The sequence below is a fragment of the Arthrobacter sp. ok909 genome (assembly GCF_900104405.1).
GTDB classification, from domain to species: Bacteria; Actinomycetota; Actinomycetes; order Actinomycetales; family Micrococcaceae; genus Arthrobacter; species Arthrobacter humicola.
Window position 1 is genome coordinate 62,688 of the sequence record NZ_FNJS01000009.1, and the last position, 13,859, is coordinate 76,546.

The following is a 13,859-nucleotide window of genomic DNA, read 5'->3' on the forward strand; positions in this document are numbered from 1 at the left end:
GAAAACGTTCTAGGAGGAACCTGTGGCAAAGGCAAAGTTCGAGCGGACTAAGCCGCACGTTAACATCGGTACCATTGGTCACGTTGACCACGGTAAGACGACGCTGACGGCCGCCATTTCCAAGGTGCTGTACGACAAGTACCCGACTCTCAACGAGAAGCGTGACTTCGCGTCGATTGACTCTGCACCCGAAGAGCGTCAGCGCGGCATTACCATCAACATCTCCCACGTTGAGTACCAGACCGAGAAGCGCCACTACGCACACGTAGACGCTCCGGGTCACGCTGACTACATCAAGAACATGATCACCGGCGCTGCTCAGATGGACGGTGCAATCCTCGTGGTTGCCGCCACTGACGGCCCGATGGCTCAGACCCGCGAGCACGTTCTGCTTGCCCGCCAGGTTGGCGTTCCCTACCTGCTGGTCGCGCTGAACAAGGCAGACATGGTTGATGACGAGGAACTCCTCGACCTCGTCGAAATGGAAGTTCGTGAGCTGCTCAGCTCGCAGGGCTTCGATGGCGATGAGGCTCCGGTTGTCCGCGTTTCCGGCCTGAAGGCCCTCGAAGGCGACCCGGTTTGGGTCAAGTCCGTTGAGGACCTCATGGCAGCTGTCGACGAGTCCGTTCCGGACCCGATCCGTGACCGCGACAAGCCCTTCCTGATGCCGATCGAAGACGTCTTCACGATCACCGGCCGTGGCACCGTTGTTACGGGCCGCGCCGAGCGTGGAACCCTCGCCATCAACTCCGAGGTCGAGATCGTCGGCATCCGCCCGATCCAGAAGACCACGGTTACCGGTATCGAGATGTTCCACAAGCAGCTCGACGAAGCATGGGCCGGCGAGAACTGTGGCCTCCTGCTCCGCGGTCTGAAGCGCGACGATGTCGAGCGTGGCCAGGTTGTCGTCAAGCCGGGTTCCATCACCCCGCACACCGACTTCGAGGCTAACGTCTACATCCTCTCCAAGGACGAAGGCGGACGTCACAACCCGTTCTACTCCAACTACCGCCCGCAGTTCTACTTCCGCACCACGGACGTAACCGGCGTTATCACCCTGCCGGAAGGCACGGAAATGGTTATGCCCGGCGACAACACTGAGATGACCGTTGCGCTCATCCAGCCGATCGCTATGGAAGAGGGCCTCGGCTTCGCTATCCGCGAAGGCGGCCGCACCGTTGGTTCGGGACGCGTCACCAAGATCCTCAAGTAGTACTTGCTGATCACGGTTGACCTGGCCGGCTGACGGCCACGGAAAACTAGGGAACAGCCCCGCTGCATCTGCAGCGGGGCTGTTCTTTTTAAGTTCCTGCTACCTTTGCAGGTAGGGGAAAGGAGCTCACCATGGGCTGGTTTATTTTTCTGCTGCTCGTCGTCGGGGCAGCGGTCGCATACTTCTGGGTGAAGAAGCACTTCCGCCAGGAGATCGAGCGTGCCAAGCGCATCAACCGGGCAAACCGCGAGTAGTAGTCTCCGGCCGCGCCCGTCTGTTTAGATGCTTCTTGGCCCCCGGGCCCGTGCGAGGGCCTGGTACCAGTAGTAGGACTCCTTTGGCGTGCGCTGTTGGGTGTCGAAGTCCACGTGAACCAGGCCGAAGCGCTGGGAGTAGCCGGCCGCCCACTCGAAGTTGTCCATGAGGGTCCAGACGTAGTAGCCAAGCAGTTCGACGTCGTGGGCTATGCCCCCGGCGGAGGTGGCCTCCACCGCCTCGTGGAGGTGCGCGGCGAGGTAGCTGATCCGCCCGGCGTCGGGGATAGGTCCCGTGACGTGGTCCGGTTCGGGGAAGCTCGCCCCGCTCTCGGTGATGAACAGCGGTGGCAGTGACGCGCCGTACCGGTCCTTCAGCTCCCGGAGCAGGACACCCAGGTGGTCCGGAGCGACGGGCCAGCCGAAACCCGTGTGCTCGTACTCCGGGAACGCGGCGAGGTGGAAGGGCACCTTCAGCATCGCTTCCGCGTCTCCGGTAGGGCTGTCGACGCCGCGGCCCGTGGCCACACGCACGGGATAGTAGTAGTTCAGGCCGTAGAAATCCAGCGGCTGGTGGATGGCGGTGAGGTCCGCGTCGGGGATGCTCCGCAGCGAACGGAACCACGGCCGGGCGATCAAGGGCGGCCTAGGGAAGCGGCCCAACAGGATCGGGTCGGCGTAGAGGCGGTTCAACAGGAGGTCGAACACCCCGGCGAGCAGCCGGTCCGAGACCGAGCCGGTTGCCGGACGGACCGGTGAGTGCAGGTTCGAGACGCCGACGGTGCCGCTGACGCCTTCTGCGCGCAGCGCCTGCACCGCCAGGCCGTGGCCAAGGAGCTGATGGTGCACGGACGGAAGGGCATCGAAGAGCAGGTCGTGCCCGGGTGCATGGGTGCCCAGGGCGTACCCGTTCAGAGTTACCGAGGCGGGCTCGTTGAGCGTGACCCACTGCGCCACGCGATCGCCGAACCGCTTGCCGGCAGCCGCGCTGTACTCGGCAAACCGTTCCGCCGTCGTGCGGTTCATCCAGCCGCCCCGCTGCTCGAGGGGGAGCGGCGTATCCCAGTGGTACAGGGTGGCCATAGGAGAGATGCCGGCGGCGAGCAGCTGGTCGATGAGTCGGTCATAGAAGTCCAGACCGGCCGCATTGAAGGGCCCTGTCCCCTCGGGCTGGACCCGCGGCCAGGAGATCGAGAAGCGGTAGGAGTCGATTCCGAGCTCGCGCATGAGCCTGATGTCTTCGGCGGCGCGGTTATAGTGATCGCATGCGATAGCGGGGGAGTGCCCGTGCAGGATGTTCCCCGGCTTCTCGGCAAACGCGTCCCAGCCGGAGGGCCCGCGGCCGCCGGCGTCGAGGCCGCCCTCGATCTGGAAGGCAGCGGAGGCGACACCCAGGGTGAACCCGGGCCTCAGGCGGGCGGCGAGGGCCTGAACTGCCACAGAATCCTGCACAGTCATGCCCCTATCATCTATTCGATGGCGGAGGAGGACAATGTCCGAACGGCCCCTTCGCGGGGACTGATTCGCTTCTGCCCGCAAATTCCGGCATACTAGATGAGTTGTTCAAGCGCTCTTTCGCGTCCCGATCCGGATAATGCCGGGTGTCAGGGTCCAAGTAAGAGACCAAACATAACCCACTCCCCATGGAATTGCGGACTCGTATGTGTGAAAACGTGCGACACGCCCGACCGCGGGGGTCGGTTACGTCGGCAGGTTGAGGAACCCGGATCCTTCCGGATTCAGCTTGTGCGGCGGGTGGTAGTCACGACTTCAAATGCTTCGGCAGCCACACAACACGTAAGTGAACAGGGCAGCCCCAATCAGGGGAAGCACAGACTGAAAGAGAGTCAGGCGACATGGCGGGACAAAAAATCCGCATCCGGCTGAAGTCATACGACCACGAGGTCATTGACGTTTCAGCACGGAAGATCGTTGAGACGGTCACGCGCGCAGGCGCAACGGTAGTTGGCCCCGTGCCGCTGCCGACGGAGAAGAACGTGTACTGCGTTATCCGCTCTCCGCACAAGTACAAGGACAGCCGCGAGCACTTCGAAATGCGCACGCACAAGCGTCTGATCGACATCATCGACCCCACGCCTAAGGCTGTTGACTCGCTCATGCGTCTCGACCTGCCGGCCGACGTGAACATCGAAATCAAGCTGTAGGGAGGTGCTGAGAGACTATGACCGCAACCCGTAACGTAAAGGGCCTGCTGGGCACGAAGCTCGGCATGACCCAGGTCTGGGACGAGAACAACAAGCTCATCCCCGTCACTGTGGTCCAGGCTGACTCGAACGTCATCACGCAGCTGCGCAACGCAGAAACTGATGGCTATGTCGCCGTTCAGATCGGCTACGGCCAGATCGATCCCCGCAAGGTCACCAAGCCGCTGGCTGGTCACTTTGAAAAGGCAGGCGTCACGCCTCGCCGCCACGTCGTAGAACTGCGCACTGCAGATGCTGACTCTTACGAGCTGGGCCAGGAGCTCTCCGTAGAGCTCTTCGAAGCCGGCCAGAAGATCGACGTCGTTGGCACCACCAAGGGTAAGGGCTTCGCCGGTGTTATGAAGCGTCACGGCTTCCACGGCGTTGGAGCTTCCCACGGTGCCCACAAGAACCACCGTAAGCCCGGTTCAATCGGTGGCGCATCCACCCCGAGCCGCGTCTTCAAGGGCATGAAAATGGCCGGCCGCATGGGCGCCGTTCGTCACACCACGCTGAACCTCACGGTCCACGCGGTTGACGTCGAGAAGTCGCTGCTCCTGATCAAGGGCGCCGTTCCCGGTGCCCGCGGCCAGGTCGTACTCGTACGCACCGCCGTGAAGGGAGCCTAGTTCAATGACTAGCACTGTCAAGGTTGACCTGCCTGCAGAGATCTTCGACGTACAGACCAACGTGCCGCTGCTGCACCAGGTCGTCGTTGCCCAGCTCGCTGCTGCTCGCCAGGGTACCCACAAGACCAAGACCCGCGCCGAAGTTTCCGGTGCAGGTCGCAAGCCGTTCAAGCAGAAGGGCACCGGCCGCGCCCGTCAGGGTTCCATCCGTGCTCCTCACATGACCGGTGGTGGCGTTGTCCACGGCCCCACGCCGCGTGACTACAGCCAGCGCACCCCCAAGAAGATGATTGCTGCTGCACTGCGCGGCGCACTCTCGGACCGTGCCCGCAACGGCCGCGTCCACGTCATCGCTGACCTGGTTGCCGGCTCCAAGCCGTCCTCCAAGGAAGCACTGGCAACCCTGCGCGGAGTTTCCGAGCGCAAGAACCTGCTCGTTGTCATTGAGCGCGCCAACGATGTTGCTGCACTGTCCGTGCGCAACCTCGAGGAAGTTCACGTTCTGTACGCAGACCAGCTGAACACCTACGACGTTCTTGTTTCCGACGACGTAGTCTTCACCAAGGCTGCCTACGAAGCATTTGTTGCTGACAAGGTTGCAAAGAACGAGGAGGATGCCAAGTGAGTGCAGCCACCATCAAAGACCCGCGCGACGTCGTGCTTGCACCCGTCGTCTCGGAAAAGAGCTACGGCCTGATCGACGAGGGCAAGTACACCTTCCTGGTGGACCCCCGCTCGAACAAGACCGAGATCAAGCTGGCCGTGGAGAAGATTTTCTCCGTCAAGGTCGAATCGATCAACACCATCAACCGTGCCGGTAAGCGCAAGCGCACCAAATTCGGCTGGGGTACCCGCAAGAACACCAAGCGTGCCATTGTGAGCCTCAAAGAAGGCACTATCGACATCTTCGGCGGTCCGCTTTCATAGCGGAGACCACTTTAACGAGGAAATAAATTATGGGAATCCGTAAATACAAGCCGACTACCCCGGGCCGTCGTGGCTCGAGCGTAGCGGACTTCACTGAAATCACGCGGTCGACGCCGGAAAAGTCGTTGGTACGTCCCCTCCCGAAAAAGGGTGGCCGTAACAACACCGGTAAGATCACGACCCGTCACAAGGGTGGTGGACACAAGCGCCAGTACCGTCTGATCGACTTCCGTCGCCACGACAAGGACGGCGTCAACGCCCGCGTTGCCGAAATCGAGTACGACCCGAACCGTACGGCTCGCATCGCACTCCTGCACTACGTTGATGGCACCAAGCGTTACATCATCGCCCCGAACAAGCTGTCCCAGGGCGATTTCGTAGAGGCCGGCGCCGACGCTGACATCAAGCCGGGCAACAACCTGCCGCTGCGCAACATCCCCGTCGGTACCGTTATCCACGCAGTCGAACTGCGTCCGGGTGGCGGCGCCAAGATGGCCCGTTCCGCTGGCGCTTCTGTTCAGCTCGTCGCCAAGGAAGGCCGTTTCGCCCAGCTGCGTCTGCCCTCCGGCGAAATCCGCAACGTTGACGTGCGCTGCCGCGCAACCGTCGGCGAGGTCGGCAACGCTGAGCAGTCGAACATCAACTGGGGCAAGGCCGGCCGTATGCGGTGGAAGGGCGTTCGCCCGACCGTCCGTGGTGTCGCCATGAACCCGGTTGACCACCCGCACGGTGGTGGTGAAGGTAAGACCTCCGGTGGTCGTCACCCGGTCAACCCCAACGGTAAGCCTGAAGGCCGTACCCGCCGCCCCAACAAAGAGAGCGACAAGCTTATTGTTCGTCGCCGTCGTACTGGCAAGAACAAGCGATAGGAGCCTGGACACATGCCACGCAGCCTGAAAAAAGGTCCTTTCGTTGACCAGCACCTCTTTGTGAAGGTAGCCAGGGAAAACGAAAAGGGCACCAAGAACGTCATCAAGACCTGGTCCCGCCGTTCGATGATCGTCCCCGACATGCTCGGCCACACGATCGCCGTGCACGACGGACGCAAGCACATCCCCGTGTTTGTCACTGAGTCGATGGTCGGGCACAAGCTCGGCGAATTCGCTCCCACGCGGACATTCCGCGGCCATGTCAAGGACGACCGTAAGGGCAAGCGCCGCTAGGCGCCTGCACTTACGTCAAAGACGAGAGAAGGAAAGCAATGGAAGCCAAGGCAATTGCGCGTCACATCCGCGTAACGCCTATGAAGGCCCGGCGCGTCGTCAACCTTGTTCGTGGTAAGCAAGCGAATGAGGCTCTGGCAATTCTGAAGTTTGCCCCCCAGGCAGCTTCGGAGCCGGTATTCAAGGTAGTTCAGTCGGCAATCTCCAACGCCCGGGTCCTCGCGGACCGCGACGGCGTGGCGTTTGACGAAGGTGACCTCATCATCAGCGAAGCGTTTGTTGATGAAGGCCCGACCATGAAGCGGTTCCAGCCGCGAGCTCAGGGTCGTGCATTTCAGATCAAGAAGCGCACGAGCCACATCACCGTGGTAGTCGCTACCCCGGAGAAAGAGGAGGCTCGCTAAGTGGGACAGAAAGTTAACCCGCACGGGTTCCGACTCGGCATCACCACCGATCACGTATCGCACTGGTTTGCTGACAGCACCAAGGCTGGCCAGCGGTACAAGGACTTCGTTCGCGAAGACATCCGCATCCGCCAGCTCATGTCCACGGGCATGGAGCGCGCCGGCATCGCCAAGGTCGAGATCGAGCGCACCCGCGACCGTGTCCGCGTGGATATCCACACGGCACGTCCGGGCATCGTCATCGGCCGCCGCGGCGCTGAAGCAGACCGCATCCGCGGCGAGCTCGAAAAGCTCACCGGCAAGCAGGTTCAGCTGAACATCCTCGAGGTCAAGAACCCCGAGATGGAAGCCCAGCTTGTTGCCCAGGGCGTTGCTGAGCAGCTGACTTCCCGCGTGGCGTTCCGCCGCGCGATGAAGAAGGCCATGCAGTCCGCACAGCGTGCCGGTGCCAAGGGTATCCGTATCGCTTGCTCCGGTCGTCTGGGCGGCGCTGAAATGTCCCGCTCGGAGTTCTACCGCGAAGGCCGTGTGCCCCTGCACACCCTGCGTGCGAACATCGACTACGGCTTCTACGAGGCCAAGACCACCTTCGGCCGCATCGGCGTGAAGGTCTGGATCTACAAGGGCGACGTCACCGCCAAGGAACTGGCTCAGCAGGCAGCTGCTGCTCCGTCCCGCGGCCGTGGTGCCAGCGACCGCCCGGGCCGCCCGGGTGGCGCTGACCGTGGTGACCGCCGTCGTCGTAACGACCGTCCGGCAGCTGAGGCAGCACCCGCTGCCGCCGAAGCTCCGGCAGTTGAGGCAGCTGCACCGGCAGTAGAAGGAGGACAGGCTTAAATGCTTATCCCACGTCGAGTAAAGCACCGTAAGCAGCACCACCCGGGTCGTTCCGGCGCTGCTACGGGCGGCACCCAGGTCTCCTTCGGTGAGTGGGGCATCCAGGCTCTGAGCCCTGCCTACGTCACGAACCGTCAGATCGAATCTGCCCGTATCGCGATGACCCGCCACATCAAGCGTGGCGGAAAGGTCTGGATCAACATTTACCCGGACCGTCCGCTGACGAAGAAGCCTGCCGAAACCCGCATGGGTTCCGGTAAGGGTTCTCCGGAATGGTGGGTCTCAAACGTCAAGCCGGGCCGGGTTCTCTTCGAACTCTCCGGTGTCAGTGAAGAGGTAGCTCGCGAGGCCCTGCGCCTGGCAATCCACAAGCTGCCGTTGAAGGCACGCATTGTGCGTCGCGAAGGTGGTGAGTAGAAATGGCAGTAGGATCCAAGGAACTTGCATCCGCACAGCTGGACGGTTTCGACAACGAGCGTCTCGTTGAAGAACTCCGCAAGGCCAAGGAAGAGCTGTTCAACCTGCGTTTCCAGTCCGCCACCGGTCAGCTGGAGAACCACGGTCGTCTGCGCGCGGTAAAGAAGGACATCGCCCGCATCTACACCGTTCTCCGCGAACGCGAGCTGGGCATTCGTGCCGAGGTTGCCGCACCGGTTGTGGAAGCCAAGGAAGAGAAGAAGTCCAAGAAGGCTGCAACCAAGAAGGCCGAGAAGGCTGAAACGGTTGAAACCGAGGAGGATGCCAAGTGAGTGAAAAGGACGAGAACGTGACGGAAACTGTTTCCGGCGCAGCCAAGGCTGACGAGCGCGGTTACCGTAAGACGAAGCGCGGCTACGTCGTCTCGGACAAGATGGAAAAGACCATCGTTGTCCAGGTCGAAGACCGCGTGAAGCACGCCCTCTACGGCAAGGTCATCCGCCGCAACGCCAAGATCAAGGCTCACGACGAAGAGAACAGCGCCGGCATCGGCGACCTCGTGCTCCTCGCCGAGACCCGCCCGCTGTCCGCTACCAAGCGGTGGCGCCTGGTCGAGATCCTCGAAAAGGCCAAGTAACACCTGCAGCTTTGCTGCCTGTGCTACGGCAGAAGCCCTCGTTCCCCCTTTGGGGGAGCGGGGGCTTCCGCGTTGTCCGGGAAATCTTGGGGCCGCGGCTCGCGGTGTCACGGGCAGCAGGCTTTCACGAAGCGTACGACGCCGGCGGGCCGGGTTTCCGGGGGAGCGCCGCTGCCGCCGGGCCAAAAAGTTTCCCTGCCTGACTCCGTCGGGCGCTGCGGGCCGCAGGGGCGGCGGTGGTGTATCCGGTTCGGGGCCCGTTCCCGGTTCAGTCCGGGCAGCCGCCGGAGTTCATGGCTTGGCGTCCATGATGCGCAGCACCGGGTGGCCGTCGACGTCCTGGAGTGGGAAGTAGACCCGATGCGTTGCCGGGTCGACGGCCACCGTGTGGGCGTTGTCGGCCAGCTTGCCGGACGCCTTTGGTGCCAGGGCACGGTTCTGCTCATCAAAAACACTGACGACACCCGACTCCGACGCGATGTAGAGACGGTGCAGTCCCTGATCGAAGGCCAGCACGTCCGGGCTGTCGCCGGTGTCGAACCGTGCGGTGACCTGTCTGGTGTGCAGATCCAGGACCAGGAGCTTCGCGCTGCCCTCGCAGGCGATGAACGCCAGCTTGTTGGCCCCGTCGACATAGAGGCCGTGGTTGCTGGCGCAGTCCGGGACCGGGATTCTGTCGGTGACCGTGTCGGCGGCCGGGTCGATGATAACCAGCTCGTTGCGGTCCTGGACATTGACCATGACCGTTCCGCTGGCCGGGTCGTAGACGCTGTTGCCTGCTTCCCCGCCGATCTCGATCGGGGATTTGGCCGTATTCGTGGCGAGGTCGATCACCGTTTCGGCGTGGTCGTGTTCGTTGGAGACGTAGGCCTTGCCGTGCACCGGGTCGTAGGCGATCCCGTCCGGCGTGTTGCCTGCCGGCACCCGGGCGGTCACCGTGAGGGTGTTGGTGTCGATGATGGCGACCTCGTTCGTTCCCGAGACGGCGGCCAGGAGGAGATGCCGGTCGGGTGCGAGGGTGACTCCGTGAACCGAGGGGGTTCCCGGCACCGTTCCGACCACCGTGCCGTTGGCGAGATCGACCGCATGGATGGTGCCGTCACCGAGGTGGGCGATATAGAGCCGCTTCGCTCCGGCGTCCAGAGCCTGGTAGTCGAGCCTGCTTGCCGCGCCGGGCAGGGCGATGTCCTGGACCTGGGTCAACGGCAGCGCCGACGCCGGGGCCGGCCCCGAGCAGGCTGTTACGGCGCCCGGCAACAGAATCAGGATCCCTGCCGAGATAAACCGGGTCATTGACGGCTTGCGCGATGGTTTCAGTCCCATGGCTGGCTCCGTTCGGTCAGGGACGATGAGTTTGGCGACGAGGGGACCAGAGGGCCTGCCGCCCGAGGCGCGTTGCCGCGCCCTGACCAGCGCTGGCGTGTGCAGGTGGCGTAGCTGTGATATGGGGATACGCCGAAAACGTGCTAAGATTTTGAGTTTGTATGGCGCCTTTTGCGCGCCGTCATCAACCTCGTAAACAATCGTGCCACGGCATAGTGCCCCCTTGCGCCCCGATCCGTCGGAACCGCCTGGGAAGCAAATGTTTTTGGCACGGGCGTTTAGGCCTGGTCTGGCAAAATCCAGGCAGGTCAAGAGACACCCCGATCAACCGTTCCGCAAGGCTCATTCCGTAGGAAGATTTTCGGTCTGAGAACCAGCGCGACGCAAGGAGTAAATAGTGATTCAGCAGGAGTCGCGACTCAAGGTCGCCGACAACACGGGTGCTAAGGAAATCCTTACCATTCGCGTTCTCGGTGGATCTGGCCGTCGCTACGCAGGCATTGGCGACGTAATCGTCGCTACCGTCAAGGACGCAATTCCGGGCGGCAACGTAAAGAAGGGCGACGTCGTCAAGGCTGTCATCGTCCGTACCAAGAAGGAACGCCGCCGTGCGGATGGTTCCTACATCAAGTTTGACGAGAACGCAGCCGTCATCCTGAAGAACGACGGTGACCCCCGCGGTACCCGCATCTTCGGACCGGTTGGTCGTGAACTTCGCGACAAGAAGTTCATGAAGATCGTTTCTCTGGCTCCGGAGGTGCTCTAGTCCATGGCTAAGATCAAGAAGGGTGACCTCGTTCAGGTCATCACTGGCGCCAAGGCTGAGCGCGGCGGCGACAAGGGCAAGCAGGGCAAGGTTCTGCGCGTATTCCCGGAGACCAACCGCGTGCTGGTCGAAGGCATTAACCGCGTAACCAAGCACACCAAGGTCGGTCAGTCGCAGCGCGGCACCAAGACCGGTGGCATCGAGGTCGTCGAGGCTTCGATCCACATCTCCAACGTGGCTCTGGTTGACCCGTCCACCAAGAAGCCCACGCGCGTCGGTTTCCGCACCGAGACCGTTGAGCGCGATGGCGTGAAGCGTGAAGTGCGCGTCCGCGTGGCCAAGAGCTCAGGGAAGGACATCTAATGACTGAGACTCTCGAGACTCCGGCAAGCAAGATCGTTCCTCGTCTGAAGACCAAGTACGCCGATTCCATCAAGAACACGCTGACTGAGGAATTCAAGTACCAGAACGTCAACCAGGTTCCCCGCCTGGTCAAGGTCGTTGTGAACATGGGTGTTGGAGATGCCGCCAAGGACTCCAAGCTGATCGACGGCGCTGTCCGCGATCTCACCCTGATCACCGGCCAGAAGCCGCAGGTAACCAAGGCACGCAAGTCGATCGCACAGTTCAAGCTGCGCGAAGGCATGCCGATCGGTGCGCACGCGACTCTGCGTGGCGACCGTATGTGGGAATTCCTGGACCGTCTGGTCACGCTGGCACTGCCGCGTATCCGCGACTTCCGTGGCCTCAGTGGCAAGCAGTTCGACGGCAACGGCAACTACACCTTCGGTCTGACCGAGCAGGTTATGTTCCACGAAATCGACCAGGATTCCATCGACCGCGTACGCGGCATGGACATCACTGTCGTGACCACTGCCAAGACTGACGACGAAGGCCGCGCGCTGCTCAAGGCGCTTGGCTTCCCGTTCAAGACCGAAGACTAATCTAGCTACGTAAAAGGTCCGGCCGCGCTGTTTCCGGTTTATTTTCGGAAAAGCAGCGTGGCGGAAACCGTTATGAGGAAGGGCAAGAGCCCACATGACAATGACAGATCCCGTCGCAGACATGCTTACGCGTCTGCGCAACGCTAACTCGGCATACCACGATTCCGTGTCCATGCCGTACAGCAAGCTCAAGGCACGCGTTGCCGACATCCTGAAGGCTGAAGGTTACATCGCCTCCTGGAAAGAAGAAGACGCTGAGGTTGGCAAGAAGCTGACCCTCGAGCTCAAGTTCGGTCCGAACCGCGAGCGTTCAATCGCTGGCGTTCGTCGTATTTCCAAGCCGGGACTGCGCGTTTACGCAAAGTCCACCAACCTGCCGCACGTGCTCGGTGGCCTGGGTGTCGCAATCCTGTCCACCTCTTCCGGCCTCTTGACTGACAAGCAGGCCGGCAAGAAGGGCGTGGGCGGCGAAGTCCTCGCTTACGTCTGGTAACGGGAAAGGAAGAGAATAATGTCACGTATTGGACGTCTCCCCATCACCGTTCCTGCCGGCGTTGAGGTCAAGGTTGACGGCTCTGTCGTCAGCGTCAAGGGTTCCAAAGGCGAGCTGAGCCACACTGTGCCCAGCCCGATTGAGGTTTCCCTGGAAGATGGCACCCTGACTGTCGCCCGCCCGAACGACGAGCGCGCCTCACGTGCGCTGCACGGCCTGACCCGCACCCTGATCGCCAACATGATCCAGGGTGTCACCGCAGGCTACGAGAAGAAGCTTGAGATTGTCGGTACCGGTTACCGCGTCCAGGCCAAGGGTTCTGACCTGGAGTTCGCTCTGGGCTTCAGCCACCCCGTCAACGTCTCGGCACCGAACGGCATCACCTTTGCAGTTGAGACCCCGACCAAGCTCTCTGTTTCAGGTATCTCCAAGCAGCAGGTCGGCGAGGTTGCTGCCAACATTCGCAAGCTGCGGAAGCCGGACCCCTACAAGGGCAAGGGCATCCGTTACGCAGGCGAAGTCATCCGCCGCAAGGTCGGAAAGGCTGGTAAGTAACCATGGCGATCGCAATTAACAAGAAGCGTACGAACAAGAGCAAGTCTGCCCAGCGCAGCCGCCGCCAGCTTCGTATCCGCAAGCGCATCTCCGGTACGGCTGTACGCCCGCGTCTGGTCGTCAACCGCTCCGCACGTCACGTATTCGTCCAGGTTGTCGATGACACCAAGGGCCTGACCGTGGCAAGCGCCTCCACGTTGGAAGCCGACCTTCGTGCATTCGACGGTGACAAGACCGCCAAGGCCAAGCGCGTTGGCGAGCTCGTCGCCGAGCGTGCCAAGGCTGCCGGTATCGAAGCAGTTGTCTTCGACCGCGGTGGTAACAAGTACCACGGCCGCATCGCCGCCGTCGCTGACGGCGCACGTGAAGGTGGGCTGTCACTGTGACCGAAAATAACGAAAAGGACATTCAGGTGACTGAAGCTGTAGCTGCTCCGGCAACTGAGACCGCTGCGCCTGCGACCGCCGATGACCGCCGTGGTGGCGCTCGTCGTGGCGAGCGTGGCGACCGCGGCCAGGGCCGTGGCGACCGTGGCGGCCGTGGTGGCCGTGACGGCGGCCGCGAGGCCGAGAAGAGCCAGTTCGTAGAGCGCGTCGTAACCATCAACCGCGTTTCCAAGGTCGTCAAGGGTGGTCGTCGCTTCAGCTTCACCGCCCTCGTCGTCGTCGGTGACGGCAACGGCATGGTCGGCGTCGGCTACGGCAAGGCCAAGGAAGTTCCCGCCGCCATCGCGAAGGGCGTTGAAGAGGCCAAGAAGTCCTTCTTCCGCGTTCCCCGCGTCGGCAGCACCATCCCGCACCGTGTTCAGGGCGAAGCCGCTGCAGGCGTCGTAATGCTGCGTCCGGCTTCCGCCGGTACCGGTGTTATCGCCGGCGGCCCGGTCCGTGCAGTACTGGAGTGCGTGGGCATCCACGACATCCTCTCCAAGTCGCTCGGTTCCTCCAACGCCATCAACATCGTTCACGCGACCGTTGATGCGCTGAAGCGCCTCGAAGAGCCGGCAGCAGTGGCAGCACGCCGCGGCCTGCCCCTCGACGAGATCGCTCCGCCGGCCCTGGTACGTGCACTTCTGAACCAGAAGGCAGGTGTCTGA

Annotated in this window: 22 protein-coding genes; 20 read left to right on the top strand and 2 right to left on the bottom strand. The window is 62.2% G+C overall.

The features are described 5' to 3' along the window. Positions 1-22 precede the first annotated feature (22 nt). Both tuf and BLR03_RS25195 read left to right on the top strand, forming a co-directional pair. The gene (tuf, locus tag BLR03_RS09425; RefSeq protein WP_091251979.1) at positions 23-1,213 is read left to right on the top strand and encodes an elongation factor Tu; all 1,191 of its coding nucleotides are present in this window, start codon (positions 23-25) and stop codon (positions 1,211-1,213) included. Between the two features lie 131 nt (positions 1,214-1,344). Beyond that, positions 1,345-1,467, top strand: coding sequence for a hypothetical protein (locus tag BLR03_RS25195; RefSeq protein ID WP_272914133.1), 123 nt, complete (start codon positions 1,345-1,347; stop codon positions 1,465-1,467). A gap of 24 nt (positions 1,468-1,491) precedes the next feature. On the opposite strand, the gene BLR03_RS09430 is transcribed toward BLR03_RS25195, so the two are convergent. Then, the gene (locus tag BLR03_RS09430) at positions 1,492-2,925 is read right to left on the bottom strand and encodes a GH1 family beta-glucosidase (RefSeq protein ID WP_091251981.1); all 1,434 of its coding nucleotides are present in this window, start codon (positions 2,923-2,925) and stop codon (positions 1,492-1,494) included. Positions 2,926-3,323: 398 nt separating this feature from the next. On the opposite strand from BLR03_RS09430, the gene rpsJ reads away from it, so the two are divergent. From rpsJ to rpsQ, 11 genes are read left to right on the top strand one after another with little or no spacing between them, the layout of a single operon-like run. Next, a complete protein-coding gene (gene rpsJ / locus BLR03_RS09435) occupies positions 3,324-3,632 on the top strand; it encodes a 30S ribosomal protein S10 (protein ID WP_003803825.1) in 309 nt (102 codons plus the stop codon). A gap of 17 nt (positions 3,633-3,649) precedes the next feature. Beyond that, complete coding sequence (gene rplC, locus BLR03_RS09440) at positions 3,650-4,300, top strand: 50S ribosomal protein L3 (protein WP_003803812.1); 651 nt, start codon at positions 3,650-3,652, stop codon at positions 4,298-4,300. 4 nt (positions 4,301-4,304) lie between these two features. Continuing rightward, positions 4,305-4,925, top strand: coding sequence for a 50S ribosomal protein L4 (rplD, locus tag BLR03_RS09445; protein WP_090575302.1), 621 nt, complete (start codon positions 4,305-4,307; stop codon positions 4,923-4,925). Beyond that, complete coding sequence (rplW, locus tag BLR03_RS09450) at positions 4,922-5,227, top strand: 50S ribosomal protein L23 (RefSeq protein ID WP_018773664.1); 306 nt, start codon at positions 4,922-4,924, stop codon at positions 5,225-5,227. The genes rplD and rplW overlap by 4 nt, the downstream gene beginning before the upstream one ends. A 29-nt stretch (positions 5,228-5,256) precedes the next feature. Continuing rightward, entirely contained in the window at positions 5,257-6,096 is an 840-nt protein-coding gene (rplB, locus tag BLR03_RS09455) for a 50S ribosomal protein L2 (RefSeq protein WP_091251982.1), read from the top strand. A 12-nt stretch (positions 6,097-6,108) separates the two neighbouring features. Next, positions 6,109-6,390 carry a 30S ribosomal protein S19 gene (gene rpsS / locus BLR03_RS09460; RefSeq protein WP_018773666.1) on the top strand — a complete coding sequence of 94 codons (282 nt, stop codon included), beginning with the start codon at positions 6,109-6,111 and terminating at the stop codon, positions 6,388-6,390. A gap of 38 nt (positions 6,391-6,428) precedes the next feature. Further along, positions 6,429-6,794, top strand: coding sequence for a 50S ribosomal protein L22 (gene rplV / locus BLR03_RS09465; RefSeq protein ID WP_003803798.1), 366 nt, complete (start codon positions 6,429-6,431; stop codon positions 6,792-6,794). Further along, positions 6,795-7,631 carry a 30S ribosomal protein S3 gene (rpsC, locus tag BLR03_RS09470; RefSeq protein WP_091251983.1) on the top strand — a complete coding sequence of 279 codons (837 nt, stop codon included), beginning with the start codon at positions 6,795-6,797 and terminating at the stop codon, positions 7,629-7,631. It begins immediately after the preceding gene. Beyond that, on the top strand, positions 7,632-8,048 hold the full coding sequence (rplP, locus tag BLR03_RS09475; RefSeq protein WP_018773668.1) for a 50S ribosomal protein L16: 417 nt from the start codon (positions 7,632-7,634) through the stop codon (positions 8,046-8,048). Between the two features lie 2 nt (positions 8,049-8,050). After that, the gene (gene rpmC / locus BLR03_RS25200; RefSeq protein WP_066436863.1) at positions 8,051-8,380 is read left to right on the top strand and encodes a 50S ribosomal protein L29; all 330 of its coding nucleotides are present in this window, start codon (positions 8,051-8,053) and stop codon (positions 8,378-8,380) included. Beyond that, on the top strand, positions 8,377-8,685 hold the full coding sequence (gene rpsQ, locus BLR03_RS09485) for a 30S ribosomal protein S17 (protein ID WP_091251984.1): 309 nt from the start codon (positions 8,377-8,379) through the stop codon (positions 8,683-8,685). The genes rpmC and rpsQ overlap by 4 nt, the downstream gene beginning before the upstream one ends. Before the next feature lie 291 nt (positions 8,686-8,976). Here the strand turns inward: rpsQ and BLR03_RS09490 are convergent, their stop codons facing one another. Continuing rightward, a complete protein-coding gene (locus tag BLR03_RS09490) occupies positions 8,977-10,008 on the bottom strand; it encodes a YncE family protein (protein WP_091251985.1) in 1,032 nt (343 codons plus the stop codon). 397 nt (positions 10,009-10,405) lie between these two features. Between BLR03_RS09490 and rplN the strand changes: the two genes are divergently transcribed. The 7 genes from rplN (at position 10,406) to rpsE (ending at position 13,859) form a co-directional block, all read left to right on the top strand. Beyond that, entirely contained in the window at positions 10,406-10,774 is a 369-nt protein-coding gene (gene rplN / locus BLR03_RS09495; RefSeq protein ID WP_003803789.1) for a 50S ribosomal protein L14, read from the top strand. Between the two features lie 3 nt (positions 10,775-10,777). After that, complete coding sequence (rplX, locus tag BLR03_RS09500) at positions 10,778-11,137, top strand: 50S ribosomal protein L24 (RefSeq protein ID WP_024366125.1); 360 nt, start codon at positions 10,778-10,780, stop codon at positions 11,135-11,137. Continuing rightward, positions 11,137-11,718 (top strand): 50S ribosomal protein L5, encoded by a 582-nt coding sequence (rplE, locus tag BLR03_RS09505; RefSeq protein ID WP_018773672.1) that lies wholly within the window; start codon positions 11,137-11,139, stop codon positions 11,716-11,718. Before rplX ends, rplE begins: the two co-directional genes overlap by 1 nt. 94 nt (positions 11,719-11,812) lie before the next feature. Then, positions 11,813-12,211, top strand: a complete 399-nt coding sequence (gene rpsH, locus BLR03_RS09510) for a 30S ribosomal protein S8 (protein WP_056425243.1) — start codon at positions 11,813-11,815, stop codon at positions 12,209-12,211. A gap of 18 nt (positions 12,212-12,229) precedes the next feature. Continuing rightward, positions 12,230-12,766 (top strand): 50S ribosomal protein L6, encoded by a 537-nt coding sequence (rplF, locus tag BLR03_RS09515; RefSeq protein WP_091251986.1) that lies wholly within the window; start codon positions 12,230-12,232, stop codon positions 12,764-12,766. A gap of 2 nt (positions 12,767-12,768) precedes the next feature. After that, positions 12,769-13,152, top strand: a complete 384-nt coding sequence (rplR, locus tag BLR03_RS09520) for a 50S ribosomal protein L18 (protein WP_091251989.1) — start codon at positions 12,769-12,771, stop codon at positions 13,150-13,152. 26 nt (positions 13,153-13,178) lie between these two features. Continuing rightward, positions 13,179-13,859: a 30S ribosomal protein S5 gene (gene rpsE / locus BLR03_RS09525; protein ID WP_175460479.1), complete on the top strand. Its 681-nt coding sequence runs from the start codon at positions 13,179-13,181 to the stop codon at positions 13,857-13,859.